Genomic DNA, 26,407 nt, shown 5'->3' with positions numbered 1-26,407 from the left:
GATTAACCTTCCAGAGCCATCTCAGGGGACTTGGCACGATCCCGATCGGTTCGTACGGCATCGCGTACGAAGTGGAACCACATAAACACGGCGAATCCTGCGAAGATCCACCAATTGGCGGCATATGCCAGGTTACGCCAGGTCAGCGTGCCACCCACCACCGGCGGCTGGATCTTGACCTGCGCCAGCGAGCCGGACGGCGGCTGGGCCACGACGAAGCCGGTGCGTACCTGCTGGCCGCTCCACAGGTTGACCAGCTCACCCGTGGACACCGTCTGCACCTGACCGGCGGGCAGACCCTCGGCGCGCCGCTGCACGCTGTCGGTGCCCTGCTGCGGCCGCAGCCGCCCGGCCACCGTGACCCTGCCCTGCGGCACCGCGGAGATCGCCGGGTCGTCCGCCTTGGCCGTCCAGCCCCGCACCACCGGCATCAGCGTGCCGTCGTCGAGCCGGAGCGGCGTGAGCACCCAGTAGCCGCGGTCGCGCGAGACGTTGCCGCCGGGGGCGTCGACGTCGGCCCGCCGGTCGGCGACCAGGAGCTGGCGGCCGGCCTCGTAGACGCCCTCCGCCGTGACCTTGCGCCCCACGAGCTCACCGCTCAGCTGCGGGCCCACCTGGGCGAGCGTGCCGACCGCGACGGGCCCGGGATCGGTGGAGGAGTGCGGCTTTCCCGAATCTTGGAAAACGCCGAGCTGCCAGCGCCCGAGCAGGATGAACGCGACGAGGACCCCGATCGTGAGCAGGTGCAGCCCCATGAGACGGGGGGAGAGCAGGGTCCTCAACATGCTTCAAAGCTATCCGCCGGGTGGGGTGGTCCCCTAATCAGCCCATGCCAACCGATACCAACAAACAGTGCAAACGGCACAGGCGCTCACGCTAGGCTGCTGGCCATGTCTGACCAGCATATCGACCCTTCGGGCAGCACCCAGCAGTTCAAGGCTTTCGCGCAGCGCCGCGAGCAGGAAGCCGCCGCCACCCCCAAGAAGTCCCCCGTCGTACCGATCATCGCGGTCGTCGTCGCGATCGTGATCGTCGGCGTCGCCGCCTTCCTCCTGCTGAAGTAACCCCAGATCTGATCGACCCGCCGCGGGGGCCGTGGCGGGTTCTCGCCGTTCACGCAACCATCCCTCCGGCCCGCCCAACGACGCGCGGGCCCTCGGCCACCCCGCCTCCCCTTTCGTACGCCGCTCCGGCCCGCGAGGCGGACGCCTCCCCAAGACCCTCAGCCGAGACGCAACGACGCACAGCCCCCACCCACCGCCGCACAGGGCTGAGGCGCGCCACGATCAACGAGCAAGCGGCCCGCTGCCGGGTTGCGGTAAGGCCAGGAGCGGGATAGCGGCGCATGATTCAGACCGCACGAGCGGCGGTGCAGGCGCACCGGCTGCGGGGCAGGCGCACGGGCAGCGGGGCAGCCTAGCGGGCGTGCGGGTAGCGGGCGGGCGGGTAGCGGGCGGGCGTGCGGGTAGCCGACGGGCGTGAGGGGGGGTCACTCTGGACCTCCTCAAGGCGGGGTTATTAAATTGGATATAGCGTCCAATAAGCGCCGCCCCGGGAGGTCATATGCCAGGGTTAGCGATCATCGGGTCCGGGTTCGCCGGGATCGGCATGGCCATCAAGCTCAAAGAGGCGGGGTTCCACGACTTCGTCATCCTGGAGAAGGCCGCCGACCTGGGCGGCACCTGGCGGGACAACACCTACCCCGGCTGCGCGTGCGACGTCCCCTCGCACATGTACTCCTACTCGTACGAGCTGAACCCGGGCTGGTCCCGCATGTTCTCCCCGCAGGAGGAGATCTGGGACTACATGCGCTCGTGCGCCGACAAGTACGGCGTGACCCCGCACATCCGATACGGCAAGCGCGTCGTCGCGCTCGAGTACGACGACGACAGGCGCGACTGGTCGGTCACCACGGACGACGGGGCGACGTTGCGGGTGAACGCCGTGGTGTCGGCCATCGGCGCCCTACATATACCGAAATTTCCCGAAATTTCGGGGCGCGAGTCCTTCACCGGCCCCGCCTTCCACTCCGCCGAATGGGACCACTCGATCGACCTGACCGGCAAGCGCGTGGCCGTCGTCGGCACCGGCGCCTCCGCCATCCAGTTCGTCCCCCAGCTCGCGCCCACCGTCGACCACCTGACCATCTTCCAGCGCACTCCCCCGTGGATCCATCCCAAGCCGGACTTCGCCATCACCCCTGCCGCCCGCCGGATCCTCGGCCTCCCCGGCATGGCCAGGACCATGCGCAACGCCATCTACTGGGCCCTGGAGACGCGGGCGCTCGGCTTCACCGTCGACCCGCGCCTGATGAAGGCCCACGAGAAGCTGGCCCTCCGGCATCTCGAAGCCCAGGTCCCCGACCCGGACCTGCGCCGCAGGCTCACCCCCGGCTACCTGATCGGCTGCAAGCGCATCCTCATCTCCAGCGACTACTATCCCGCCGTCACCAGGGACAACGTCGAGCTGGTGACCGACGGGATCACCGAGATCAGGCCGCGTTCGGTCGTGGACTCCTCCGGCGCCGAGCACGAGGCCGACGCGATCATCTACGGCACCGGCTTCAAGGTCGTGGACGCGCTGCAGGAGCAGCACATCGTCGGCAAGGGCGGCCGCAAGCTCCAGGACGCCTGGCAGGACGGCATCGAGACCTACTACGGCATCACCACGGCCGGCTTCCCGAACCTGTTCTTCCTGCTCGGCCCCAACACCGGCCTCGGGCACAACTCGGTCGTGTTCATGATCGAGTCGCAGGTCCGCCACGTCATCGACTGCCTCCGCCTGCTGTCGAGGACGCAGGCCAGGGCCGTGGACGTGAAGCCGGACGCGCAGCGGGCGTTCGCCCGCCGCCTGCGCGAACGGCTCGACCCCCTCGTCTGGAACGCGGGCGGCTGCGACTCCTGGTATCTGGACGAGCACGGAGTGAACCGGACGATCTGGCCGGGCTTCACCTTCGAGTACTGGGCGCGTACCAGGAGGGTGAAACCCAGCGCGTACGAGCTCATCTACTGAGGTGCCGGCAAGTGACCCGCCTATAGGCGGGAGGTGAAGGCCCACGCGGGAAGGCCCCCCAAGAGCCTGAGCGCGCCCAAGTCCGTACTTTAGAACCCGGCGTGACCACGCCTGGTCTTCCCTAATTTCTGGGGCCGGTCCTGGAGCTGGATGTACGTGCGGATGCTGGCCAGATTCGCGCCGCCGATCGAGCCCGCATAGTAGGAGCGGGACCACAAGTGCCCACCCACAGATAATTGCGAACGTGAACGCTGTATTCCTGGCGGAGGTAGCGGGCCGAGACGCCCTTCAACGAGTTGACGAGGGAGGAGAGGGGGCGACCTTCGGCGGGTAGTGAACGAGGAGATGAACGTGGTCGTCCTCGCCGTTGAACTCGGTCAGTTCGCATTCGCGCTTCTCGCACACCTCTTTCATGACCCGTTCGCAGCGCTTCAGCATGGGGTTGGTGAAGACGTGCCGCCGATATTTCGTGACAAAACCCAAATGTGCGGAGAGGGCGTGAACGCAGTGACGTCCTATCGGGATATCGAGGTTCGGTTCCCACCGCGGTGACATACACCAAACGATAGGGTGAGCCGCGTGGGGCTGGAGAAACGCAACCGTGCTCATGTCGCGCGCCTGGAATTGGACCAGCGGCAGATCGCCGTCTTGGACGGTCAGGCGCACAACGCGCGCGCAGTGTGGAACCTGCTGCACGAGTTTTTCACCTTCCGGCAAGGCCGGTTCGCGTCGTTGGCCCAATGCGACGAGGCCATCCGGGTCGCCCGCAAGGAGATCGACTGGCTCAAAGACCTGCCCGCGCAAGCGGCGCAAGCCGTCCTGAAGACCTACCGGCAGGCGTGGGCGAACTTCTTCAACCCCGGCCATCCGGCCAAACGCCCCAGGTTCAAGGGCCGCCTCTCCTCCCGAATGGTCGTGGACGTCCCGCAGGGGCGCGACCTGCACATCGCCCGGATCAACCGGCAGTGGGGCGCGGTCAACATCCCCAAGCTCGGCCGGGTCCGGTTCCGGTGGACCAAGGACCTGCCCGGCGTCACCCGGGGCGGCCCGGACGGGAAGATCACCGGGGCGCGGCTGGTAAAGGAGGCCAATGGGTGGCACATCGCGTTCCGTACCCAGACCAAGCAACCATTGCCCGCCCCGCACACGGGGCCGCAAACCGCGATCGACCGGGGCATCGCCGTGCCGTTGGCCCTGGCCAGCGGAGAGAAGATCTTCCACCGTAAAGATTGGCTGACAGGTGGGGAGCAGCAGCGCATGCTCCGTCTGGAACGCAAAGCCGCCCGCCAGAAACGGGCGGCGAAACCTGGTCGGCCCACCAGCACCCGGTTGAAGAGAACCTACGACCAGATCGCTCGCCTGCGCGCGAAAGCCAAGCGCCGGGCCATCGATTGGCAGCACCGAACCACCGCCAAGCTCACCGACCGGTTCAGCGTCATCGTGCTGGAAGACCTCAAGGTCAAGAACATGATGGCCTCCGCCTCCGGCACCCTCGAACAGCCGGGCAAGAACGTCGCCCAAAAGCGAGGCCTGAACCGGGTCATCGCCGGGCAGGCGTGGGGGCGCACCGCCGAGTTCCTCACCTACAAAGCCACCGACAAGGGCGGAAAGGTCCCCATCGTCCCGGCACGGGGTACCAGCCAGGAATGCCACGCCTGCCACACGATCATCGAGGGCTCCCGCGAGAGTCAGTCCCAGTTCATGTGCAGAAACACAGCATGCGGGTGGATCGGCAACGCCGACGTCAACGCCGCCCGCACCCAGCTGCATCGGTACAACTCAGCCGCCGGACGGGCGGTCACTGGACGTGGAGGCCCTGCACCACTGGGGCCGGTGAAGCGTCAAGCGACTCACGGCGGGACTACCCGCACCATCTCGCAAGGGGTGGCCGCGTAGCGGCCATGAGAATCCTCCCCATTCATTCACAGGGAGGAGCACGTCAATGAGGGAACAGGCAGAACTCGTTGCCCTCGGGGTCGGCCAGCACCACCCAGTCGTCGTGCGTGGCCAGCAGCGTGGCGCCCAGCCCGCGCAGCCGGTCGATCTCGGCGTCGAGGTCGTCGGCGCGCAGGTCGAGGTGGAGCCGGTTCTTGACGACCTTGCGCTCGGGCACGTGCTGGAACCACAGCCGCGGCGGTCCGCCCTCGACCAGCACCGTGGGGTCGTCCTCGGGGTCCTCGATGCCCTCGCCGCGCAGCCGCGTCAGCTCGGCCTCGTCGTACGGCGCCACGGCGTAGCCGTCGAGCGCCGCCGCCCAGAACCTGGCCAGCGAAGCCGGATGGCGGCAGTCCACCACCACGTCACGCAGCCGGGCCACCGGGCTTCCTCGCCTCGATGAGGAACCTGGAGGAATGGGCCACGAACGGACCCTCCGCCTCGATCCGGTCGTGCAGCTCGCGCAGCCGGTCCGCGTACCGCTCGACCGAGAAGCCCGGCACGATCCAGATCACCTTCCGCAGGAAGTAGATCACCGCCCCCACGTCGCCGAACTCCATCCGCAGCCGCTCGAACCGCAGGTCCACGACCTCGAGCCCGGCCGACTCGGCCGCCGCCCTGGCCTTGTCGGGGTCGCGGGACGAGCCGTCGTGGGGGCCCATGAAGTAGTGCGTCAGCTCCGCGACGCTCCACGGCCCGATCTGCTGCGAGAAGTAGGCGCCGCCGGGGCGCAGCACGCGGGCGATCTCCTCCCACCAGGTCGCCACCGGATGGCGGCTGGCGACCAGGTCGAAGACGCCGTCCCGGAACGGCAGGCGCGGATCATCGTCGTCGGCCACCACCCACGCCCCGCGCGGGCGCAGCCGCGAGGCGGCCAGCTTGAGGTTGGGCGGCCACGACTCGGTGGCCACGGTCACCGCCGGCAGCCTGGGCACGCCGGCCAGGATCTCGCCCCCGCCGGTCTGGATGTCGAGCGCGGCCTCGGCCCCGGCCATCCGCTCGCCGAGCAGGCCGGCGTACCCCCAGGAGGGCCGCTCCTCGCTGGCCCGGCCCGCGAGCCAGGAGAAGTCCCAGCCGTCCACGGAGGCCGTGGCGGCCTCCTGGACGAGGTCGTCATACGCGCGGCTCATTCTTCGACCTTGTCAGCGGCCCCGCCGGACGTTCAACCAAATTTCGCCATACGTCCGCATCATGCCCAGCGGCTGCGTACCGCCGCGCGGTCGATGCGGAGGTGGTCGATCAGCCCCGCGACCGGGTCGGGCCGCCCCTGCGCCAGCAGGGCGAGCACCAGCTGCCGGGGCGCCTCGGCCGCCCTGGTCTTCATCGTCGTGGCCTTGATGGCCTGGTTGATGGTGGCGCGGGCGCTCGACGTGAGCGCGGTGCTGGACACCGGCGGGTGCTTGCGCGGCGCCTGCGGCATGTCCCCGACCTCCAGGCCGAGCATGCGCAGCGCCGCCCGGTCGAGCTCGTCGAGCGCGGCCCGCGCGCCCGCCACGTCCACGCCGAGGGCGCGGGCGAGGTCGGCGTCGTGCAGGGCGCCGAGCAGCAGGTGCTCGGTGCCCATCCGCCGGTCGCCCCGCTGTCTGGCCTCATCGAACGCGGCTTTGACGATCACACCGAACCGGCTCTTCTCGAAGCCGAACATCGCGAACCCCTCACTTCCCGTATTTGGCGTGCACCGACTGCCGTGACATGCCGAGCGCGTCGCCGATCTGCTCCCAGGTCCAGCCCTGCTCCCTGGCCAGCGCCACCGACACCGCCTCGACCTGCTCGGCCAGCCGGTGCAGCGCGCCCACCGACCGCAGGCCCAAGGCCGGGTCGTTCGACCTGATCCGTTCGGAGAGCTCTGTTACGTCCACCCTGTCAGGCTAGATTGACAGCCCTCAGTTTGTCAATCTAGCCTGACAGCCATGGATGACGTGTTGATCGTGGGAGCGGGTCCCGTGGGGCTCATGCTCGCGTGCGAGCTGGGCCTGGCGGGCGTCCGCCCGATCGTGCTGGACAAGAGACCGGAGCCGAGCGAGCTGCCCAGGGCCAACGGCCTGGGCGGGCAGATCGTCGACCTGCTCGACCATCGCGGCCTGCTGGAGCGCTTCAGCGCGGGCAGCCCGTTCGCCGGGCGGCCGCCCGGGTTCCCGTTCGGCTCGGTCCCGCTGCGCTTCGAGGGGCTGGCCGACCTGCCGTTACGGCTGCTGATGATCCAGCAGCCGCGGATGGAGCGGCTGCTGGTAGAGCGCGCCAAGGAGCTCGGAGCCGAGGTCAGGCGGGGCTGCGAGGTGCTCTCGCTCGCCCAGGACGAGGAGGGGGTGACGCTGGAGCTCGCGGACGGGCTCGGCGGCCGCACGCGGATGCGGGCCCGCTACGTGGTGGGCTGCGACGGCGGGCGCAGCGGCGTACGGCGGGAGGCCGGGATCGGCTTCCCCGGCACGACCGACGACGAGGTGCTGCGGCTCGGGCACTTCGCGACCGGCGCGGACACGAGCGTCTTCGAGGCGCTGGAGACCGACGGCCTGGCGCCGGGCTGGAACCGCACCCCGAACGGCCGCCTGCTGCTCACCTCGCTCCAGCACGGCGTGCTGATCGCCGGCGTGCGCGAGAAGGGGGCTCCCGTCGACGGTCCCGTGACGCCGGAGGACTTCCGGGCGGCCGTGCGCCGCGTGCTGGGCCGGGACCTGCCCCTGAGCGGAACTCGGCCGATCTGGCTGTCCAGCACGGTCGCGCAGGCGAGGCTGGCCGAGCGGTACCGGGCGGGGCGGGTGTTCCTGGCCGGGGACGCCGCGCACCTGTTCCCCGCGGGTGGCTCGGCGCTCAACGTCGGCATGACGGACGCGGCCAACCTCGGCTGGAAGCTGGCCGCCGCGCTCCGCGGCCGGGCGCCCGACGGGCTCCTGGACACGTACGAGTCCGAGCGACGGCCCGTGGCCGAGCGCGCCCTCATGCAGACGCGGGCACAGGCGGTGCTCGACCGGCTGGAGGGCGAGGACGGGGCGGCGCTGCGGGAGCTGCTCACCGAGGTGTTCGCCTTCGAGGAGCCGCTGCGGCACGTGGCCGGGCTGCTGCACGACTCCGGCGTCCGGTACGGCCCGGCGGCGCACCCGCTGGTGGGCCGGTTCGTCCCCGACCTGACGCTGGCCGGCGGGCGGCGGGTGGCCGAGCTCATGCGCGAGGGCCGGCCCGTGCTGCTCGACCTGGGCGGCGGCGCGACGCTCGACGACGACTGGATCGACGTGGTCAGGGCCCGCGCCGACGACCCGCCCGCCGACGCGCTGCTCATCCGCCCTGACGGCTACGTCGCCTGGGCGGGCACCGACGGGCTCGCGGAAGCGGCTCAAAAGTGGTTCAAACTCACAGCCAACCGGGCTTGACCAGGCCCGATTCGTAGGCGATCACCACGAGCTGGGCGCGGTCGCGGGCGTGCAGCTTCATCATGGCCCGGCTCACGTGCGTCTTGGCCGTCGCCGGTGACATGAACAGCTTGGCCGCGATCTCGTCGTTCGTCATACCGGTCCCGACCAGGGCGAGCACCTCGCGTTCGCGCTCGGTGAGCTGGTCGAGCCCGTCGGCGGCGATCGGCTCCTTGGCCCGGGAGGCGTACTCGGCGATCAGCCGGCGCGTCACGCTCGGCGACAGCAGCGCCTCCCCCGCCGCCACCACCCGGACGGCCTGGATCAGCTCGGCCGGCTCGGTGTCCTTGACCAGGAAGCCGCTGGCGCCGCCGCGCAGCGCCTCGAAGACGTACTCGTCCAGCTCGAACGTCGTCAGGATGATGATGTGCGGCCCCGGCGGCATCTGCCGGGTGGCGGTCAGGCCGTCGGTGCCAGGCATGCGGATGTCCATCAGCACCACGTCCGGCTGGTGCTCGCCCGCCAGCCGGACGGCCTCGGCGCCGTCGGAGGCCTCGGCCACCACGGTCATGTCCGGCTGGGCGTCGAGCAGCGCCTTGAAGCCCGCCCGGACCAGCGCCTGGTCGTCGGCCAGCAGCACCTTGATCATGAGGTCTCCTCGGGTAGTGGCAGCCGGGCCTCGACCTGGAACCCCGTGCCGGACGGCCCGGCGACCAGTGTGCCGCCCAGCGCGGAGGCCCGCTCGCGCATGCCGGGGATGCCGTTGCCGCTGCCCGCCTCGGACAGCACGGGAGCGGTCGTCGCGCCGGTGTCCGCGACGTGGATGGCCAGCTCGTGCTCGGCGTACTCCAGGCGCACGCTCACCGACGAGCCGGGCGCGTACCTGGCGGCGTTGGTCAGCGACTCCTGCACGATCCGGTACGCGGCCCGCTCCACCTGCGGCGGCAGCGGCCGCGAGCCGACGCGTTTGAGCGTCACGTCCATGCCCGAGCGCTCGACCAGGTCGTCGAGGCGGTCGAGCCCGGCCGTGGGGGAACGGGGCGCCCCTTCGCGAAGGACGTTCAGGACCGAGCGCATCTCGCCCAGAACCTCCTTGGACGCCGTCTTGATGGTGGCCAGAGCGGTCTTGGCGTGTTCGGGGTTGTCGTCGATGAGGTGCAGCGCGGTGGACGCCTGCACGTGGATGAGCGAGATGTTGTGCGCGAGCACGTCGTGCAGCTCCTGCGCCATGGTCAGCCGCTCCTCGCTGGCCTGCCGCCTGGCCTCCTCCTCGGCGACGCGCTCACGCTCGGCCCGGCGCTCCCTGACGATCCTGACCAGCTCGGCCACGACCATGAGCAGCATGATGAACGTGAGGATCCACACGCTGTGGAAGAGGTCGCGGTTGCCGATCAGCCAGGCGTAGGTGATGAACGACAGCACCGTCATCGCCGCCATGAACCAGGCCATCGCCCTCTTGCCCCGCGTGACCAGCAGGAACAGCAGGACCGCGGGGCTGATGAAGCTGGGGCCGTAGGCGTACCCGCCGGCCAGGTAGAGGTCGCACGCGCCGAGCGCGGCGGCGGTGGTGAGCAGCGGGAACCGGCGGTGCAGCAGGATCGCGAGCGGCCCGATCAGCAGCAGCCCGTACGCGTACGGGTCGAGCGGTTCCCTGAGAAACCGCTGCCCCCAGGACGCGCCCTTGGCGATGACGAACTGGGCGGCCGCCACGATGAGGGCGAGATAGGGGTCGAATCCGAACTTCCCTCGCACAACCCCCTAGGCTAGATCAGCGCTCTGACCTGCGCATCATCCCGGAGTGTCAGGGGGCCCTACCACGACGGGCGTACGTGGGCCATCGTTAGGACCATGCGCCGAGTGATCGTCCCCGCAGCAGCAGTCCTCATCACGCTCGTGTCGGCCCCGCCCGCTCTTGCCGGGCCGCAGCAGAAGGTCCCGGTCGCGGAGGGGTACGGCGGCGCCGTCGCCACCGTCGACCTCGACGCCAGCAAGGCCGCCATCGCCGTGCTCAGGAGGGGAGGCAACGCCGTCGACGCCGCCGTCGCCGCGGGCGCGGTGCTGGGCGTCACGGAGCCGTACTCCGCGGGCCTGGCCGGCGGCGGCTTCATGGTGTATTACGACGCCAGGCAGCGCAAGGTCTTCTCGATCGACGGCCGTGAGACCGCCCCGCAGGCCATGACCTCGACCACGTTAGAGGGCATCCCGTTCGAGGAGGGCGTCACCAGCGGCCTGTCGGCGGGCATTCCCGGCACGGTCGCGAACTGGGAGCTGGCCCTCCGCAAATTCGGCACGATCTCGCTCAAAGAGGCCCTCCAGCCCGCCATCGACGTGGCTTCCAAGGGCTTCGTCGTCGACCAGACCTTCCACCAGCAGACTGCCGACAACGCGGCCCGGTTCAAGGACATCACCTCCACGGCCAAGCTCTACCTCCCCAACGGCGCCCCGCCGCCCGTCGGCTCGGTGTTCAGGAATCCCGAGCTGGCGGCCACGTACCGCGAGCTCGGCAGGCGCGGCCCCGGCTGGCTGTACGGCGGGCAGCTGGGCAAGGAGATCGTGGCCACCGTCAAGCAGCCGCCGGTCACCCCCAGCAGCACCCGCAACGTCCGGCCGGGCCTGATGGAGCTGTCCGACCTGCGGGCCTACCGCGCGCTCCTGCGCGAGCCCACCAAGATCTCCTACAAGGGCAAGGACGTGTACGGCATGGCGCCCCCGTCCTCCGGCGGCTCGACGGTCGGCGAGGCCCTCAACATCCTGGAAGCCCTCCCCCAGATCGGCCTGCATGAATACCTGGAGGCGTCCAGGCTGGCCTTCGCCGACCGCGGCAAGTACGTCGGCGACATCCCCGGCGTGCCGCTCAAGGAGCTGCTGTCCGACGGCTTCGCCAAGGAGCGGGCCTGCCTGATCGGCGACCGGGCGACGGCCCACCCGGCGGCGCCCGGCAGCCCGGACGGCTCGTACGAGCCCTGCGCCCAGCCCACCGGCACCGCCACCCCGATCGCAAACGAAGGCCCCGAGACCACCCATCTCGTCGTCGCCGACCGCTGGGGCAACGTGATCGCCTACAACCTGACCATCGAGTCCACCGGCGGCAACGGCATCGTGGTGCCCGGACGCGGCGTGCTGCTCAACAACGAGCTGACCGACTTCACGTTCGGCCCGGCGCCCGGCGACCCCAACCTGCCGGCCCCCGGCAAGCGGCCCCGCTCGTCGATGTCGCCGACGCTGGTGTTCGAGCACGGCAGGCCGGTGCTGGCGGTCGGGTCGCCGGGCGGCTCGACCATCATCACGACCGTGCTGCAGATCCTGGTCAACCGGTACGAGTTCGGGATGAGCCTGCCGGACGCGGTCGCCGCGCCGCGCGCCACGCAGCGCAACACCGCGCAGACCCAGGCCGAGCAGGCGTTCCTGGACAAGTACCGGGCCGAGCTGGAGGCCAAGGGGCACAGCTTCGCGCTCAACCCGGAGATCGGGGCGGCGACGGCGCTGGAGTTCGTCGGCCGGGGCCGGGTCCAGGCCGTCGCCGAGCCCGCCCGCCGCGGCGGCGGCAGCGCGCTGGTGGTGGCGCCCTAGAAGTCGCCCGCGTGGTCCTTCGCCCACTCGGCGAAGGACCGCGCGGGCCGGCCCGTCACCTGCTCGACCGTGTCGGTCAGGACAGGTGGCGGGCCGTCGAGCATCTGCGCGTAGCCGTCGAGCAGCGCGTCCACGAACGAGTCGGGGAAGGAGTCGTCGGCCAGCAGCCGCTGCCGCTCCTCCTCCCTGGTGAGCTCCTGCCAGCGCAGCGGGCGCCGGAGCGCCTCGCCGAGGATCCGCACCTGCTCGACCTGGGTCAGCACCTGCGGCCCCGTCAGCGCGTAGCGGGCCCCGTCGTGGCCGTCCGTGGTCAGCGCCCGTACGGCCACGGCGGCGATGTCGCGCTCGTGCAGCATCGCCATCGGCACCGCGCCGAACGCGCCGCGCACCACGTCTCCCGAGCGGATCTGGTCGCGCCACCAGAACGTGTTCGCGGCGAACGTGCTGGGCCGGAGCATGGCCCAGGCCAGGCCCGACTGCTCGATGCGCTGTTCGAGCTCGTTGTGCGAAAGTCCGACGGACGAGTCGGGCTGGTCGCGTACCGCTCCTGAGGAGAGCAGGACGACGCGGCGGGCGTGCCGCCTGATCGCGCCGACCACGGCGGGGGCGAGGTCCGCGGTGTGGAAGGGCCAGATGAGGAAGACCGACTCGACGCCGTCGAGGCACTGGTCGATGGTTTCGTGCTCACCTTTGACCACCTCGACGGCCTCCGGAAAGGCCGCCCAGGACGGGTCACGGGTCATGGCGCGGACGGGGTGGCCCGCCTCGACGAGCTGGTGGACGACCTGGCTGCCGACGTTTCCGGTGGCTCCTGTTACGAGAATCATGGGTCCAAGGTTGGCCCGCGGGCCGAAGCTGCCCCAATTTTTCACGATATTTCAGCAGCTTTCCTCCAGAGCACTACGCTGATCCGATGGAATCCGCCGAACTCGACGGGGTGGACCGCGGTCTGGTGCACGCGCTCCAGCTCGACGGCCGCGCCCCCTTCGCCCGGATCGCCGACGTGCTCGGCGTCTCCGAGCAGACCGTCGCCCGCCGCTACCGCAGGCTCACGGCGGCAGGCGTGATCAGGGTGGTCGGCGGCCTCGACGGCGCGCTCCTCGGCTACACGCCGTGGACCATCCGCGTACGCTGCACGCCCGACGCGGGCACCGCCATCGCCGAGGCCCTGGCCAGGAGGCCCGACACGTACTGGGTGCACCTGCTGTCCGGCGGCACCGAGATCTCGTGCTTCGCCCAGTCGCCCGACACGGTCCTGCTGGAGAAGCTGCCCCGGACCAGCCGCGTCCTGGCCATGACCGCGCATTCGCTCCTGCACGGCTTCGCCCTGCCCGACGGGTGGCAGGGGCTGGCCTGGCTCACCGAGGAGCAGGCCGACCGGCTGCGCCCCGAGCCGCGTACCGGATCGGACGGCATCGTCCTCCAGGAGGAGGACCGCCGCCTCCTGGACGTGCTGGCCAGGGACGGCCGGGCGGGATACACGGAGCTGGCCAGGGCCACCGGCTGGTCGGAGTCCACGGCCAAGCGCCGGCTGCGCCAGCTGCGCGAGTCCGGCGCGCTCGTCATCCAGCTCGACTACTCCCCCAGGCTGCTCGGCTACCGCGCCGAGGCCAGGCTGTGGATGACCGTGCGCCCCTCCGAGCTGCTCCACGTGGCCAAAACCTTCGCGGGCCACCCCGAGATCTCCTTCGCCAGCGTCACCACCGGCCCGACCAACCTCCTCGCCACCGCCATCTGCCGCGACAACGCCGACCTGTACCGCTACCTCACCGAACGGGTGAGCGCCCTGGACGCCGTCCAGACGCTGGAGACCGCCCCCGTCCTCCGGACGGTGAAACGCACCGGCGCACTACCCCCACAGGCGTACGGGCGACTCGCATGAACACTCCCCCGGGCTGACTCCGAACAGGGCCTGACGTGCGATTCGGCGCGCGCCTCCGACCGGCACGCTGGAGGCACGACGTCAAGGAGGAGACATGCACAGCTTCTGGCCGATCATCCCGTTCTTCTGGGGCCTGTTCTGGGTCGCCCTCGTCGCGATGGCCATCACGGCCCGGCGCAAGGGCTGGTGGGGCCCGCGCCACGCGCCCGCCACCGTCCCCGCCTCCCCTACCGCCGCGGCGGAGCAGATCCTCGCCGAGCGGTACGCCCGCGGCGAGATGAGCGAGGACGAGTACTTCGAGAAAGTGTCCGTTCTCAAGGGTTGGACATCCTAAACAGCACTAAGGGTGAAATTAGTGTCACTGGCCGCATTCAAGGACCGGCGTTACCGTTCGTGTACCGGATACATAGAGAGCGGGGACAGGTATGCGATCCGTCGCCAAGTTCTGCGGCCAGTGTGACTGCGGGTGCCCCGAGCTGTTCGTGGACGACACGGCGCCCATCGAGCGCCAGGTGGTCATCACCGACGACTTCGGGCAGCGCGTGGAGATGAGCCTCGACCAGTTCGGCTCGATCGTCGAGGCCGCCAAGAGCGGGTCCCTGGACAGTCTGGCGCTCGTCCGCTGAGCGCCGTCACCCTGCTGGCCGGCGGAGTCGCCGCCGGGCTGGTGGCGGGGACGGCTTCGTGCACCGCGGCGCAGGGCGGCCTGCTCATGGGTCTGGTCGATCACTGCCATGGGCGCGATCCGGCGCTGGTCGGCTGGTTCCTGGCGGGGCGGCTGGCCTCGTACACCACGGCCGGAGCGCTGCTCGGGCTGCTCGGCTCGGCCGTCAGCCTCCCGCCCGCGGCCCGCGCGGTGCTGCTCGTCGCGGCCGGCCTCACGGTGATCGTCTTCGCGGTCCGGCTGATGCGGCGCGGTCACTGCGCGACGAAGCCCGAGGCCGGCGCCCCTTCGCGGTACAAGGCGCCGCTGCTGGGCGCGGCCACCATCCTGGTGCCCTGCGGCGTCACCCTCGGCATGGAGATGATCGCGATCTCCAGCGGCTCCCCGGTGGCGGGGGCGGCGGCCATGGCGGGGTTCGTGCTCGGCACCGCTCCGGCGTTCGCGCTGCTCGGCTACGTGCTGCGGCGCGTCTCCCGCACCCGGCTGGCCCGGCTCGCCGCCTTCGTGGCCGTCGCCGCCGGGCTCTGGACCGTCGGCGCGGGGCTCACTCTGGGTGGCTGGATCGGCGGCACCCCGCCGGCCGCGTCCAAGCCGTTGCCCGCCGCCCCGGGTGCCGGCGAGCAGACCGTGACGGTCTGGGCGACCCGCGAGGGCTACCGGCCGGCCGTCGTGGCGGCACGCGCGGGAGCGCCGGTCGAGGTGGTGTTCAAGCTGGTCGACCGGGGATGCACCGGCACGGTCACGATCGGCGGGCGCGACGTCGCGCTGCCGGCCACCGTACGCCTGCCGCCGCAGCCGAAGGGCGCGCTGCGGTACGTGTGCGGGATGGGCATGTACACGGGCTTCATCGACTTCTCGTGACGCCATGTCGGCGATTACCGTTCGCAACCACGCGATCACGTGCCACCCTGGTCGCCATGGCCTGGCAAGGAGAGGTCGCGGCGCCGGCCGTACCGGCGCCGCGCGTGGGAGACGAGCCCGAGTTGCTGGCCGCCGCCGGGGCCGGCGACGCGCAGGCCGCGCACCGGCTCGGCAAGCTCTACGCCCAGCACGGCGACCGCGCGGCCGCCAGACACTGGTGGGAGCGGGCGGCCAACGCCGGCAACCTGGACAGCGCGTACAACCTGGGCGTCTGGCACGAGAAGCACGGCAGCCTGGTGGACGCCGTCATGTGGTACGAGCTCGCGGCCGGCGCCGGCGACGCCGAGGCGGCGAGCAACCTGGCGACGCTCCTGCTGGAGCAGCGCGGCGACCCCGACAGGGCCCGGCGCTGGTACGAGGTCGCGGCCCACGGCGGCTCCAGCACCGCGGCCCGCAGGCTGGCGCTGATGTGCGAGGACGCGGGCGAGCTGCCGGCGGCCCGCGAATGGCACCGCACGGCGGCCGCGGAGGGCGACATGGCCTCGGCGCACGACCTGGGCTTCCTGGCCTACGCGACGGGCGACGACGAGGAGACCGTGCGCTGGTGGGAGTACGCGGCCAGGGGCGGCCACTCCGACTCGGCGTACTGCATGGGCCTCTACCTGCACGCCAGCCGCGATCCCGAGGGCGCGGAGGCCTACTACCGGCTGGCCGCCAAGAGCGAGCACCCGGGCGCCGCCTCCCGGCTCGGCGAGATCGCGCTGTCCATGGGCGACCTGCGTACCGCCCGCGCCTGGTTCGAGCAGGCCGCCAACGCCGGGCGCGGGTACGACCAGCGGATGGCCGGGTTCGTCTGCGTCGAGCTGCGGGACTGCGCGGCGGCCAGCCACTGGTTCGGCCGGGCGGCGGCCGGCGGGGACGCCGAGGCGGCCTTCAACTACGGTCTGCTGCTGATCGCCGAGTTCGGCGACCTGGCGGGCGGTCAGCACTGGTTCAGGCAGGCGGCGCGGGCCGGGCACCGCGGGGCCGCCGTCGAGCTGGGCGGGCTGCTGTCGGTGGCCGGTGAGCTGGGCGAGGCGCAGGAATGGCTGTCGGATCCGCCGCCGCCCACGTGGGGGCGGCACGCCGAGCCGGAGCTGGCCGCCAGGGCCGAGCTGGCCGCGGCGGCCACCGGGCGCAGGGGCGGGGCGGCGCTGGACGTGGGCGACCTGACCGAGGTGCTCGGCACGTGGGATCTGGTGACCCGGCCGCTGCACGACCACTCCGACGTGATCGGGTGGCTGGTGGCGCGCAGCGGGCTGCACCCGAGCGCGGTCGAGCACCTGGCGTCGGTGCGCGGCACGCTGCTGCGCCCCGGGAGCGCTCCGTGGCCGAGCTGCGGCGAGGTCGAGCACGTGCTGGCCACCGCCCGTGACCTGCGCAAGCGCCTGGGCGTGCGCTGAGCGGCACACGCCCGGGCGCTTGGCGGTCGTCAGACCAGTTCCGCCACCGGGGTGAACGGCAGGCCGAGCGCCTCGGCCACCGGCCCGTTGGTGAGCCGGCCGTCGTGCGTGTTGAGCCCGCCCGCGAGGCCGGCGTCGGTCCTGAGCGCCTCGCGCCAGCCGAGGTCGGCCAGCTTGACCGCGTACGGGAGCGTCGCGTTCGTCAGGGCGTACGTGGAGGTGTTGGCCACGGAGCCCGGCATGTTGGCCACGCAGTAGAAGACCGACTCGTGCACCTTGTACGTCGGCTCGGCGTGCGTGGTCGGGCGCGAGTCCTCGAAGCAGCCGCCCTGGTCGATGGCGATGTCGACGAGCACGGAGCCCGGCTTCATGCGCGAGACCAGGTCGTTGGAGACCAGCGTCGGGGCCTTGGCGCCGGGGATCAGGACCGCGCCGATGACCAGGTCGGCCTGCAGGACCTCCTGCTCGATCGCGTACGACGTCGAGACCAGCGTCTTGAGCCGGCCCTGGTAGATGGCGTCGATGAAGCGCAGGCGGTCGATGTTCGTGTCGAGCACGGTGACGTCGGCGCCCATGCCCACGGCGATCTGGGCGGCGTTGAGGCCGGACACCCCGCCGCCGATCACCACCAGCTTCGCTGGTGGCACGCCGGGCACGCCGCCCATCAGGACGCCGCGACCGCCGTTGCTGTGCTCATTAACCCCACGCATCAGGTTGTAGGCGCCCACCTGGGGCGCGAGGCGGCCGGCGACCTCGGACATCGGGGCGAGCAGCGGCAGCGCGTTGCCCACCTGGACGGTCTCGTACGCGATGCCGGTCGTCCTGGCGTTCAGCAGCGCGTCCGTGCAGGGGCGCGAGGCGGCCAGGTGCAGGTACGTGAAGAGCACGAGCCCCTCACGCAGCCGGTGGTACTCCTCGGCGATGGGCTCCTTGACCTTGAGCACCATGTCCGCCTCGCCCCATACGGCGTCGGCGCCGTCGAGGATCTTCGCCCCCGCCGAGAGGTATTCCTCGTCCGTGATGTGCGAGCCCAGGCCCGCACCCCGCTGGACCAGGACGTCGTGACCGTGGCGCACCAGCTCGTGAACTCCGGCGGGCGTGGCGGCGACGCGATATTCGTGGTTCTTGACCTCGGCAGGAACGCCGATCTTCATGGGTTGATCCTTTCGCGAACCCGGCACGCCGTCGTACCGGACTGAGGGTGGTTCTGCCGGGCCGCCTCTACAGGCGTGTCCACGCTTCGGTGAGCACGCCACGGAGTATCGACCCGATCTCGGCGAACTCCTCGGGCCCCGCGATCAGCGGCGGCGCCAGCTGGATGACAGGATCGCCGCGGTCGTCGGCGCGGCAGTAGAGGCCCGCGTCGAACAGCGCCTTGGACAGGAAGCCGCGCAGCAGCCGCTCCGACTCGTCGGCGCTGAACGTCTCCTTGGTGGCCTTGTCCTTGACCAGCTCGATGCCCCAGAAGTAGCCCGAGCCGCGCACGTCGCCGACGATCGGCAGGTCGCGCAGGCCGTCGAGGGTCTCCTTGAACAGCGGCTCGTTCCTGGTGACGTGGCCGAGCAGGTCCTCGCGCTCGAAGATGTCGAGGTTGGCCAGGGCGACGGCCGACGAGACCGGGTGGCCGCCGAAGGTGTAGCCGTGGGCGAACATGGCGTCGCCGCCCTTGAACGGCTCGAACAGCCGCTCGTGCGCGATCATGGCGCCGATGGGCGAGTAGCCGCTGGTCATGCCCTTGGCGCAGGTGATGATGTCGGGCACGTAGTCGAACTTCTGGCCGCCGAACATCGTCCCGAGCCGGCCGAAGGCGCAGATGACCTCGTCGGAGACGAGCAGCACGTCGTACTCGTCGCAGATCTCGCGCAGGCGCTGCCAGTAGCCGGGAGGGGGCGGGAAGCAGCCGCCGGCGTTCTGCACGGGCTCGGCGAAGACGGCGGCGACGGTGTCGGGGCCCTCCATCTCGATGGCGCGGGCCACGCGCTCGGCCGCCCAGATGCCGTACTCCTCGGGGGTCATGCCCTTGACGCCGGTGATCTCGTCGGCGCGGTAGTGGTTGGTGTTGGGGACCCGGACCGAGCCGGGCACCAGCGGCTCGAACATCTGCTTGAACGCGGGGATGCCGGTGATCGACAGCGCGCCCTGCGGGGTGCCGTGGTAGGCGATCTGGCGGCTGATGACCTTGTGCTTGAGCGGCTTGCCGATGAGCTTGTAGTACTGTTTGGCCAGCTTCCAGGCGGTCTCGACCGCCTCACCGCCGCCGGTGGTGAAGAACACGCGGTTGAGCTCGCCGGGCGTGTACGAGGCCAGCCGCTGGGCCAGCTCTGCGGCCTTCGGGTGGGCGTAGGACCATAGCGGGAAGAACGCCAGCTCCTGAGCCTGCTTGGCGGCGGCTTCGGCCAGCTCCTGGCGTCCGTGGCCGACCTGGACCACGAAGAGCCCGGCCAGCCCGTCGAGGTAGCGCTTGCCGTGAATGTCGTAGACGTAGGATCCCTCACCGCGCACGATGGTCGGGATCTCGGACTGCTGATAGGCGCTGTGCCTGGTGAAGTGCAACCACAGGTTGTCCTGCGCGGCCTTCAGGACGTCGTTTTCCGGCTGCGTCATGGTTATCTTCCCTCGTGTCTCAACTCCCCACAGTCTGCATGCTCACCTGGGGATTTGCCAAGCGAATCGGTCGTAGCAATATGCAAGAAAATCGGTATCCGCAGATCGCCTATGTAACGGCGACGAAATCCGCATGTAGATTGGCGCGCGGGTCCCTGACGTTCTCGCACGTGGAACGTTGTGTGATCCAATGAGACCAACATGTTGAGACCAGCCAGAACCTTCTGATAACGACCCCCGGGGGACCCTTCCGTGACTCCTGAACAGATTGAGAGCGCCGTCGCCGCCGCGATGCCCCAGGCCGTCGAGGAGCTGAGGCGGCTGGCCGCCATACCCTCCGTGGCCTTCCCCGGACACCCCGAGGAGCCGGTCTTCGCCGCCGCCGCGATGACGGAGGAACTGCTGCGCTCCGTCGGCCTGCCGCGCGTCCAGCAGGTGCCGGTCGAGGGCAGCTTCCCGGCGGTCTTCGGCGAGGCCCCCGCGCCGCCCGGCGCGCCCACGGTACTGCTGTACGCGCACTACGACGTGCAGCCCGCGGGCGACCCGGCCGCGTGGCGCACCCCGCCGTTCGAGCCGACCTTGATCGACGGCAAGCTGTACGGGCGGGGCTGCGCGGACGACAAGTCCGGCATCCTCTCCCACATCACCGCCCTGCGCGCCTTCCAGGGCCGCTTCCCCGTGGGCATCAAGGTCATCATCGAGGGCCAGGAGGAGTACGCGGGCGAGCGCCTGGAGGCGTTCGTCGAGCGCAACCCCGAGCTGCTGCGGGCCGACGCCATCGTGGTGGCCGACACCGGTAACCCGCGGGTCGGCGACCCGGCGGTCACGACCTCGCTGCGCGGCATGGCGGCGTTCACCATCGAGGTGCGCACGCTGCGTGAGCCGGTGCACAGCGGCTCGTTCGGCGGCGCGGCCCCCGACGCGCTGGCGGCCCTCATGCGCATGCTGACCTCGCTGCACGACGACAACGGCGACATCCGCGTGCCCGGCCTGCCGCGCGGCAGCTTCCTCGGGCAGGGACCGTCGGAGGAGGAGTTCAGGAAGACCGCCGGCGTTCTCGACGGCGTCTCGCTGGTGGGCTCGGGCTCGCTGGCCGACCGCCTCTGGGCGTCGTACGCGATCACGGTGACGGGCCTGGACGTGCCGACGGTCTCAGGCGCGGTGAACGCGGTCCAGCCCGCCGCGCGGGCCCGCGTGACCGTGCGCGTCCCCCCGGCGGGCGACCCGAAGGCGACGGTGAACGCCGTGGTCGAGTTCCTGCGCAAGGTGGCGCCGTGGGGCGTCCAGGTGTCGTTCACGGACCTGACGGTGGGCTCGGGCTTCCAGGCGGACTCGGGCGGCAAGGCCCGCGCCGCCCTCAACCGGGCCATGGAGCGCGCCTTCGGCCGCCCGCCCAGGGACGTGGGCGCCGGAGGCTCGATCCCGCTGGTCAACACGCTGCTGAAGCAGTTCCCCGCGGCGGAGATCCTGCTGTTCGGGGCGGAGGACGAGGACGCGGCCATCCACGCACCGAACGAGCGGGTGGACCTGGAGGAGCTGCGGCGGGTGGCGACGACGGAGGCCCTGTTCCTCCACGAGCTCAGCCTCCCCTCCGCGCTCGGGGTGTGACGACAGTTCGCGCGGGCTCACCCCCGATGGGGAGCCCGCGCGAGCCCTAAGATCCGGTTCATGCGTTCCGCGATCTTAGGCGGCCTGGCCGCCTCCTTCCTGCTGGCCGCCGCGGCTCCCGCCGTGGCCGCCGCCCCCGTCAAGCCACTGACCTCCGACCAGCTCAGCGAGGCCCTGCTCACGCCCGCCGACCTGGGCGAGGAGTACATCGAGAACGAGAAGCGCTACCGTGAGGCGCTGGACTCCGAGGCCGCGCACACGAAGCAGTGCCGCAGCGCCATCAAGGCGCTGAAGCCCCTCGTCAGGAGCAAGGCGGCGGCCTTCATCGACAAGGAGGGCAAGCCGTCCGGCGTCAGGCAGTTCCTGATCAGCGGGACTCCCGCGCAGCTGGCGCGCTGGGAGTCCGCGGGCAAGGTCATGGTCCGCGACTGCGCCGGGGTCAAGGCGAACACGAAGACCGTCAGGGCGGGCATCACCAAGCTGTCCATCGGCAGGTTCGGCACCTGGACCTACGGCATCAGGCACCGCAAGACGATCCCCGAGCTGAGCTCCAAGCTGACGGTGGCGTCGGACGTCGTGCTCATCGGGACCAAGAACAGCGTCATGCTGCTGGTGAGCAACGGCTTCTTCGGGACGTTCGAGCCCGGCCTGAGCAAGCGGGCGGCGAAGGTGGCCGTGCAGAAGCTGCAGGACGTCCAGGCGACTGCCACCGAGTAAAGAAGGACGGTTCCGGCGTTATCGGGGGCGCCGGGTTCAGCCGGTCACCGTGACCAGTCGATCAGAGCCAGCAGGCGGTCGGCCTGGGCGCGGTCCGCGGCGGTCAGGGCGATGCCTCTGACCAGGGTCAGCAGGTCGCGTACGTCGAGATCGGCCCGTACGGCGCCCGCCCGCTTCGCCGCGTCCAGCAAGCCCGACGCCGTGTCGATCATGGACGCGTGCCACTGCGCCACCAGCGCGGTGGCGGCGCTGTCGCCGGTGACCGCCAGGGCCAGGTCGCGCTTGGAGGCGATGTGGTCCATGAAGAGCCGCAGCCATGCGTGGAGCGCCTCCGCCGGCGGCTCGGCGGCCGGCAGGGCCTGGCCGCGGGCGCACAGCTGGGCGACCTCGTCGGCGTAGACGGCGACCAGCAGGTCCGTACGGGTGGGGAAATGTCGGTACATGGTGGCGTTGCCGACCCCGGCCCGGCGGGCGACGTCGTCGAGCGGCGCGTCGGTGCCGCGTTCGGCGAAGACCTGCGCGGCCGCGGCCAGCAGCAGGTCGTAGTTGCGCTGCGCATCCGCCCGGCGAGGACGCGATCCCATCCGTCTCCTTGCTAAGTGGGGAACTCCCCATCTAGTCTAGTCACACCGATTAAACGGGGAGCTCCCCAGTTAGCGCAGGAGGCAGGCATGGCAGCGACGGCCGGAGAAGTGCATCGGCGCATCGTCGAGCTCTACGGGGCCGGGCGGATCGACGAGGGGCTGGCGCTCATCGACCCCGCTGTGATCGACCACCGGGGCGGCTCGGACGGCGACCACCACGGCCTGGCGGCGTGGAGGGAGAAGTGGGAGCGGGCCATGTCCGGCGGGACGGGCTTTCATGACATGTCCGTCACAGTGGAGCAGAACCTCTCCACCGATGACCTGTCGACCAACGTCTACCTCAGCCGCGGCACGCACACCGCCTCGGGGCGCCGCTACGAGGTGCGGGGCATGGACATGATCCGCGTCAGGGACGGCAGGATCGTCGAGCACTGGGCCATCAGGGACTCCGTGGCCATGGGCCACCAGCTCGGACTGGATCAGTGATACCGGTGCACCAGCCGGAGGCCCGCCTCCACCAGCACCCAGCCCAGGCGCACCTCCAGTGCGCGGACCACCGAACCGCCCGGGTGGCGGCGCTCCACGCCGGGCCGCGGCTCGCCCACCCGGGCTCGCCGCCGCATGCCGGCCCGCAGCCCGCGCGCGCGGGCGTGCCGCCGCGCGTCGGCTCTGAGCTCACGGGCTCGCGCCCGCTCCACGTACAGGTATAACTCCGGATACATCACACCCTCCTCGATCAAGTCCGGAACGGGAAGCCGTACATGTGCACGGCCACGTTCTCGCGACCCTCGACGTCGCCCGCCTCGCGAGCGGCCTTCCCCTGCGCCCGCCACTTCCTGACCACCTCGTTGAGCTCGTCGCTCAACCGGTGCAGCTCCTCGGCGGTCAGCGAGAGCATGAACTCGGAGCTGAAGGCCGAATTGCGCCAGTCGCCGGGCCAGGCCGACTGGGTGTCGAGGAAGCTCTCGTACATCTCGCTCTGCTGGCGGGCATGCATGCGCGACACCGCGGTGTGGACGGCGACGCGCTCCGGCGCGTCGCGGAAGTCCTCGTCCCGGGTGCTGATGCTGGCGTCGGCCGGCTGCCACCAGCGCTCGCGCGCGTCACCGCCGCGCGAGTCCGCCTCCACGATGAGGCCGTGCGCGGCCAGCTTGCGCAGGTGGTAGCTGACCAGCGAGACGGCCTCGTCGACCTGGTCGGCCAGGTGGGAGGCGGTCGCCGCGCCCGTCACTTGGAGCGCGCGGTAGAGCTTCATGCGCAGCGGATGCCCCAACGCCTTGAGCGTGTCGAGGTCCTTGATGCGACGACTCTCCTCGGTGGCCATGGAACCACCCTAGAAGCGAAAGAAAATTTGCGCAAATAAATTTTCGTATCGAGGAGTATGGTGAAGGGCATGGCGACGTTCGCACTGATCCACGGGGGCGGCGGGTCCGCGTGGGACTGGCATCTGCTGGAGCCCGAGCTGCGCGAGCGCGGCCACGACGTCGTGGCGGTGAGCCTGCCGATCGAGGACGAGTCCGCCGGCCTGCTCGACTACGCCGACGCGGTGGTGGAGGCGGTCGGGGGCCGGCGTGACCTGGTCGTCGTGGCGCACTCGTGGGGCGGCTTCGTCGGTCCGCTCGTCTGCGCCCGCACGCCGGCCGACCTCCTGGTGCTGGTCACGGCCATGATCCCGGCCCCCGGCGAGCCGCCGTCCGACTGGTGGGCCAACACGGGGTTCGGCTCGAAGGACATGTCCGACCCGATCGGCCTGTTTCTGCACGACGTGCCGAGAGACGCGGCCGAGGAACTGCTGACCAGGGGACGTAACCACGCGGACAAGGCCATGGGAGAGCCGTGGCCGCTGGACGCGTGGCCCGAGGTGCCGACGAGATTCCTGCTGTGCCGGGACGACCGGTTCTTCACGCCCGATTTCATGCGCCAGGTCGTACGCGACCGGCTCGGCATCACGCCCGACGAGATCGACGGCAGCCACGCCCCCATGCTGGCCCGGCCGAAGGAACTGGCCGACCGCCTGGAGGGCTACCTCACCGGCAGGTCGTAGACGCGGCGCACGCTGCTGCCGAGCCGGGCCACGTTCGCGCCGTACACGTGGATCGACACCCCCACCTCGCCGCTGGTGTTGCGGACCTTGTGGATGTCACCGGGCGGCGCGAACCCGCTCACCTCGCCGGGCCGGTTGTCGGCCCGCCCGATCTCGACCAGATGGTCGCCCATGTCGCGGTAGAGGGTCTCGTGCTCGATCCCGCTGATGATGCCGAACGCGCACCACGACACGTGGTCGTGGATCTGCGTCTCCTGGCCGGGCCGCCACACGACGCTCACGATGGAGAAGTCCTCCTCGCAGTGGAGCGGGCGGGACACGTAGCCGTCGGGCGAGCCCTCGCGTTCGCCCTGCGTGAGAATGTCGAGCCCGGGAAGCCGGCCACGCAGCAGGTCCGCGACGGCGAACGCGGTCTTGGCGCGCCCGAGCCGCCGCGCCACGATGGCGGAGACGCCGGCCACAAGCACGTCCAGGCCAGGTCTCGCGGCGGTGGCAGCGGCCATATTCATGGTGTCCCCCTAGGGAAAGCAGACAATTATCCTTCCCCTTCTACGGTGCTACACCTCAACCGATAGGTCCAACAGAAGTTATCTGGCCCATTCATAGATACGATCGATGAATGCTGGATGTCGTGCGCCTTCGTGTTCTCGTCGCGGTCGCCCGCAAGGGCTCGCTGACCGCCGCCGCCAAGGAGCTCCACTACTCGCAGCCCTCGGTCAGCCACCACCTGGCCCGGCTGGAGGCGGAGACCGGCGCCCGGCTCGTCCAGCGCGTCGGGCGCGGTATCAGGCTCACGGAGGCGGGCCGGCTGCTCTCCGAGCGGGCCGCGGAGATCATCAGCCGCCTCGACGCGACCGCCGAGGAGCTCGCCGCGCACGTGGGATTGCGCTCTGGGCGCGTACGGCTGGCCGCGTTCCCCTCGGCGCTGGGCACGTTCATCCCGAAGGCGGCGGGGCTGCTGTCGGCCGCCCACCCCGGGCTGCGCCTGCAGCTCACCGAGATCGAGCCGCCGGAGGCGCTCAGGCTGCTGCGGTCCGGGCGGGTGGACGTGGCCGTGATCTTCCGGTACGACGACACCGCGCCCGAGGACGGCGACATCCGCATGATCCACCTCCTCGACGATCCCAGTTACCTGGTGGCCAGTGGTCCGGCGGGCGAGCCGGCCGACCATGCGGACTCGGCCTGGATCGCGGGATGCGACCGGTGCCGGAGCCATCTGCTGGACATCTGCGAGAAGGCGGGATTCACCCCGCAGATCTCGTTCACCAGCGACGACATCGTGGCCGTGCAGGCCCTGGTGGCGGCCGGGCTGGGCCTGACCATGCTGCCGGGGCTGGCGCTGCGGGCCCACCGCAACCCGGACGTGCAGGTGGCCGAGGTGCCCGGCTCGACCCGGCACGTGTACGCCGCCGTCCACGGCGAGCCGCCCCACCCGCCGGCGACGGAGGCGCTGCTGGCGGCGCTGCGAGAAAGTCTTTTGACGCCGCCCCTACGATGACCTCATGCCGGATATTTCGACTCTTGCACTCTTCTGTGCGGCCACTCTCGGGCTGCTCGTGGTCCCCGGACCGGCAGTCCTCTACATCGTCACCCGGAGCGTCTCCCAAGGCCGTGCCGCAGGCGTGATCTCGGTGCTCGGCGTGCACACGGGCTCGCTCGTCCACATCGCGGCGGCGGCGCTGGGCATCAGCGCGCTGCTGGCGGCCTCGGCCACGGCGTTCACCATCGTGAAGTACGTGGGCGTGGCCTACCTGCTCTGGCTCGGCGTACGCAAGCTGATGCAGCGCGACGAGGGCGAGCAGCTGCTGCAGCTGCGGGTGCAGTCGAAGCGGCGGCTCTTCTGGGAGGGCTTCGTCGTGAACGTGCTCAACCCCAAGACGGCGATCTTCTTCCTGACGTTCCTGCCGCTGTTCACCGACCCGGACGCGGGGCCCGTCGGCCTGCAGATCCTGCTGTTCGGAGGGTTGTGGCTGCTGCTGGGCATGGTGTCCGACGGCGCGTACGCGATGCTCTCGTCGGCGCTGGCGGGCCGGCTGCGCGGATCCGCCCGTGCGCGCCGCCGACTGAACGTGAGCAGCGGGCTGGTCTACCTCGGGCTGGCGGCCTGGCTCACAACCGAGAAGGCCTGACAAGCCAGGAA

30 protein-coding genes and 1 pseudogene are annotated in these 26,407 nt (G+C 70.7%); 16 read left to right on the top strand and 15 right to left on the bottom strand.

Features of this window, described 5'->3' with window-relative positions; genetic code table 11:
• Window positions 1–2 precede the first annotated feature (2 nt).
• Window positions 3–785, bottom strand: a complete 783-nt coding sequence (locus ACIBI9_RS14065; protein ID WP_397222394.1) for an SURF1 family protein — start codon at window positions 783–785, stop codon at window positions 3–5.
• Window positions 786–890: 105 nt separating this feature from the next.
• On the opposite strand from ACIBI9_RS14065, the gene ACIBI9_RS14060 reads away from it, so the two are divergent.
• Window positions 891–1,064 (top strand): hypothetical protein, encoded by a 174-nt coding sequence (locus ACIBI9_RS14060; RefSeq protein WP_192790321.1) that lies wholly within the window; start codon window positions 891–893, stop codon window positions 1,062–1,064.
• Between the two features lie 499 nt (window positions 1,065–1,563).
• Window positions 1,564–3,012, top strand: coding sequence for a flavin-containing monooxygenase (locus ACIBI9_RS14055; protein ID WP_397222392.1), 1,449 nt, complete (start codon window positions 1,564–1,566; stop codon window positions 3,010–3,012).
• An 89-nt stretch (window positions 3,013–3,101) separates the two neighbouring features.
• Here the strand turns inward: ACIBI9_RS14055 and tnpA are convergent.
• Window positions 3,102–3,567, bottom strand: a pseudogene (tnpA, locus tag ACIBI9_RS14050) (IS200/IS605 family transposase).
• Between the two features lie 24 nt (window positions 3,568–3,591).
• Here tnpA and ACIBI9_RS14045 point away from each other — a divergent pair.
• The gene (locus ACIBI9_RS14045) at window positions 3,592–4,908 is read left to right on the top strand and encodes an RNA-guided endonuclease InsQ/TnpB family protein (RefSeq protein ID WP_397222391.1); all 1,317 of its coding nucleotides are present in this window, start codon (window positions 3,592–3,594) and stop codon (window positions 4,906–4,908) included.
• A 43-nt stretch (window positions 4,909–4,951) separates the two neighbouring features.
• On the opposite strand, the gene ACIBI9_RS14040 is transcribed toward ACIBI9_RS14045, so the two are convergent.
• From ACIBI9_RS14040 to ACIBI9_RS14025, 4 genes are read right to left on the bottom strand one after another with little or no spacing between them, the layout of a single operon-like run.
• Window positions 4,952–5,329, bottom strand: a complete 378-nt coding sequence (locus ACIBI9_RS14040; RefSeq protein ID WP_397222389.1) for a VOC family protein — start codon at window positions 5,327–5,329, stop codon at window positions 4,952–4,954.
• Entirely contained in the window at window positions 5,313–6,077 is a 765-nt protein-coding gene (locus tag ACIBI9_RS14035) for a class I SAM-dependent methyltransferase (RefSeq protein ID WP_397222388.1), read from the bottom strand. Before ACIBI9_RS14035 ends, ACIBI9_RS14040 begins: the two co-directional genes overlap by 17 nt.
• 59 nt (window positions 6,078–6,136) lie before the next feature.
• A complete protein-coding gene (locus ACIBI9_RS14030; RefSeq protein ID WP_397222387.1) occupies window positions 6,137–6,592 on the bottom strand; it encodes a Clp protease N-terminal domain-containing protein in 456 nt (151 codons plus the stop codon).
• 10 nt (window positions 6,593–6,602) lie between these two features.
• The gene (locus tag ACIBI9_RS14025; RefSeq protein ID WP_366309842.1) at window positions 6,603–6,806 is read right to left on the bottom strand and encodes a helix-turn-helix domain-containing protein; all 204 of its coding nucleotides are present in this window, start codon (window positions 6,804–6,806) and stop codon (window positions 6,603–6,605) included.
• Window positions 6,807–6,857: 51 nt separating this feature from the next.
• Here ACIBI9_RS14025 and ACIBI9_RS14020 point away from each other — a divergent pair, with 51 nt between their 5' ends.
• Window positions 6,858–8,312 carry an FAD-dependent monooxygenase gene (locus ACIBI9_RS14020; RefSeq protein WP_397222385.1) on the top strand — a complete coding sequence of 485 codons (1,455 nt, stop codon included), beginning with the start codon at window positions 6,858–6,860 and terminating at the stop codon, window positions 8,310–8,312.
• On the opposite strand, the gene ACIBI9_RS14015 is transcribed toward ACIBI9_RS14020, so the two are convergent.
• Window positions 8,293–8,940 (bottom strand): response regulator, encoded by a 648-nt coding sequence (locus ACIBI9_RS14015; protein ID WP_394506506.1) that lies wholly within the window; start codon window positions 8,938–8,940, stop codon window positions 8,293–8,295. The two genes, ACIBI9_RS14020 and ACIBI9_RS14015, sit on opposite strands and share 20 nt — an antisense overlap.
• Window positions 8,937–10,043 (bottom strand): sensor histidine kinase, encoded by a 1,107-nt coding sequence (locus ACIBI9_RS14010; protein ID WP_397222383.1) that lies wholly within the window; start codon window positions 10,041–10,043, stop codon window positions 8,937–8,939. Before ACIBI9_RS14010 ends, ACIBI9_RS14015 begins: the two co-directional genes overlap by 4 nt.
• A 96-nt stretch (window positions 10,044–10,139) precedes the next feature.
• On the opposite strand from ACIBI9_RS14010, the gene ggt reads away from it, so the two are divergent.
• The gene (gene ggt / locus ACIBI9_RS14005) at window positions 10,140–11,861 is read left to right on the top strand and encodes a gamma-glutamyltransferase (protein WP_397222382.1); all 1,722 of its coding nucleotides are present in this window, start codon (window positions 10,140–10,142) and stop codon (window positions 11,859–11,861) included.
• Here the strand turns inward: ggt and ACIBI9_RS14000 are convergent.
• Window positions 11,858–12,688, bottom strand: a complete 831-nt coding sequence (locus ACIBI9_RS14000) for an NAD(P)H-binding protein (RefSeq protein ID WP_397222381.1) — start codon at window positions 12,686–12,688, stop codon at window positions 11,858–11,860. The two genes, ggt and ACIBI9_RS14000, sit on opposite strands and share 4 nt — an antisense overlap.
• 86 nt (window positions 12,689–12,774) lie before the next feature.
• Between ACIBI9_RS14000 and ACIBI9_RS13995 the strand changes: the two genes are divergently transcribed.
• The 5 genes from ACIBI9_RS13995 to ACIBI9_RS13975 all read left to right on the top strand — a co-directional run bounded on the left by ACIBI9_RS13995 (window position 12,775) and on the right by ACIBI9_RS13975 (window position 16,710).
• Entirely contained in the window at window positions 12,775–13,743 is a 969-nt protein-coding gene (locus ACIBI9_RS13995) for an Lrp/AsnC family transcriptional regulator (RefSeq protein ID WP_397222380.1), read from the top strand.
• A gap of 94 nt (window positions 13,744–13,837) precedes the next feature.
• Entirely contained in the window at window positions 13,838–14,077 is a 240-nt protein-coding gene (locus ACIBI9_RS13990; protein ID WP_397222379.1) for an SHOCT domain-containing protein, read from the top strand.
• A 91-nt stretch (window positions 14,078–14,168) separates the two neighbouring features.
• Complete coding sequence (locus ACIBI9_RS13985; protein WP_397222378.1) at window positions 14,169–14,369, top strand: hypothetical protein; 201 nt, start codon at window positions 14,169–14,171, stop codon at window positions 14,367–14,369.
• A gap of 41 nt (window positions 14,370–14,410) precedes the next feature.
• Window positions 14,411–15,268, top strand: a complete 858-nt coding sequence (locus ACIBI9_RS13980; RefSeq protein WP_397222377.1) for a sulfite exporter TauE/SafE family protein — start codon at window positions 14,411–14,413, stop codon at window positions 15,266–15,268.
• Between the two features lie 56 nt (window positions 15,269–15,324).
• Window positions 15,325–16,710, top strand: a complete 1,386-nt coding sequence (locus tag ACIBI9_RS13975; RefSeq protein WP_397222376.1) for a tetratricopeptide repeat protein — start codon at window positions 15,325–15,327, stop codon at window positions 16,708–16,710.
• A gap of 29 nt (window positions 16,711–16,739) precedes the next feature.
• Here ACIBI9_RS13975 and ald read toward each other — a convergent pair whose 3' ends face one another.
• Window positions 16,740–17,864 (bottom strand): alanine dehydrogenase, encoded by a 1,125-nt coding sequence (gene ald, locus ACIBI9_RS13970; protein WP_397222375.1) that lies wholly within the window; start codon window positions 17,862–17,864, stop codon window positions 16,740–16,742.
• A 67-nt stretch (window positions 17,865–17,931) separates the two neighbouring features.
• Window positions 17,932–19,314 carry an aspartate aminotransferase family protein gene (locus ACIBI9_RS13965; protein WP_397222374.1) on the bottom strand — a complete coding sequence of 461 codons (1,383 nt, stop codon included), beginning with the start codon at window positions 19,312–19,314 and terminating at the stop codon, window positions 17,932–17,934.
• 252 nt (window positions 19,315–19,566) lie between these two features.
• Between ACIBI9_RS13965 and ACIBI9_RS13960 the strand changes: the two genes are divergently transcribed.
• Both ACIBI9_RS13960 and ACIBI9_RS13955 read left to right on the top strand, forming a co-directional pair.
• Window positions 19,567–20,922: a dipeptidase gene (locus tag ACIBI9_RS13960; protein ID WP_397222373.1), complete on the top strand. Its 1,356-nt coding sequence runs from the start codon at window positions 19,567–19,569 to the stop codon at window positions 20,920–20,922.
• Between the two features lie 60 nt (window positions 20,923–20,982).
• Window positions 20,983–21,639, top strand: coding sequence for a hypothetical protein (locus ACIBI9_RS13955; RefSeq protein WP_397222372.1), 657 nt, complete (start codon window positions 20,983–20,985; stop codon window positions 21,637–21,639).
• Between the two features lie 44 nt (window positions 21,640–21,683).
• Here the strand turns inward: ACIBI9_RS13955 and ACIBI9_RS13950 are convergent, their stop codons facing one another.
• Window positions 21,684–22,223 carry a TetR/AcrR family transcriptional regulator gene (locus ACIBI9_RS13950; protein WP_397222370.1) on the bottom strand — a complete coding sequence of 180 codons (540 nt, stop codon included), beginning with the start codon at window positions 22,221–22,223 and terminating at the stop codon, window positions 21,684–21,686.
• An 87-nt stretch (window positions 22,224–22,310) separates the two neighbouring features.
• Between ACIBI9_RS13950 and ACIBI9_RS13945 the strand changes: the two genes are divergently transcribed.
• Window positions 22,311–22,709, top strand: a complete 399-nt coding sequence (locus tag ACIBI9_RS13945; protein ID WP_397222369.1) for an ester cyclase — start codon at window positions 22,311–22,313, stop codon at window positions 22,707–22,709.
• Here ACIBI9_RS13945 and ACIBI9_RS13940 read toward each other — a convergent pair.
• Together ACIBI9_RS13940 and ACIBI9_RS13935 are read right to left on the bottom strand one after the other, a co-directional pair.
• A complete protein-coding gene (locus ACIBI9_RS13940) occupies window positions 22,703–22,945 on the bottom strand; it encodes a hypothetical protein (RefSeq protein WP_397222368.1) in 243 nt (80 codons plus the stop codon). The two genes, ACIBI9_RS13945 and ACIBI9_RS13940, sit on opposite strands and share 7 nt — an antisense overlap.
• Before the next feature lie 14 nt (window positions 22,946–22,959).
• Window positions 22,960–23,547 carry a helix-turn-helix domain-containing protein gene (locus ACIBI9_RS13935; protein ID WP_397222367.1) on the bottom strand — a complete coding sequence of 196 codons (588 nt, stop codon included), beginning with the start codon at window positions 23,545–23,547 and terminating at the stop codon, window positions 22,960–22,962.
• A gap of 69 nt (window positions 23,548–23,616) precedes the next feature.
• Here ACIBI9_RS13935 and ACIBI9_RS13930 point away from each other — a divergent pair, with 69 nt between their 5' ends.
• A complete protein-coding gene (locus tag ACIBI9_RS13930; RefSeq protein ID WP_397222366.1) occupies window positions 23,617–24,267 on the top strand; it encodes an alpha/beta fold hydrolase in 651 nt (216 codons plus the stop codon).
• Here the strand turns inward: ACIBI9_RS13930 and ACIBI9_RS13925 are convergent.
• Window positions 24,246–24,776 carry a cysteine dioxygenase gene (locus tag ACIBI9_RS13925; RefSeq protein ID WP_397222365.1) on the bottom strand — a complete coding sequence of 177 codons (531 nt, stop codon included), beginning with the start codon at window positions 24,774–24,776 and terminating at the stop codon, window positions 24,246–24,248. The genes ACIBI9_RS13930 and ACIBI9_RS13925 overlap by 22 nt on opposite strands.
• Before the next feature lie 110 nt (window positions 24,777–24,886).
• On the opposite strand from ACIBI9_RS13925, the gene ACIBI9_RS13920 reads away from it, so the two are divergent.
• Both ACIBI9_RS13920 and ACIBI9_RS13915 read left to right on the top strand, forming a co-directional pair.
• Window positions 24,887–25,765, top strand: coding sequence for a LysR family transcriptional regulator (locus ACIBI9_RS13920; RefSeq protein WP_397222363.1), 879 nt, complete (start codon window positions 24,887–24,889; stop codon window positions 25,763–25,765).
• A 4-nt stretch (window positions 25,766–25,769) separates the two neighbouring features.
• Window positions 25,770–26,396 carry a LysE family translocator gene (locus ACIBI9_RS13915; RefSeq protein ID WP_397222362.1) on the top strand — a complete coding sequence of 209 codons (627 nt, stop codon included), beginning with the start codon at window positions 25,770–25,772 and terminating at the stop codon, window positions 26,394–26,396.
• Window positions 26,397–26,407: the final 11 nt, after the last annotated feature.

This window comes from Nonomuraea sp. NPDC050451, assembly GCF_044458585.1.
This window is presented reverse-complemented; position numbering and strand designations above follow the sequence as displayed.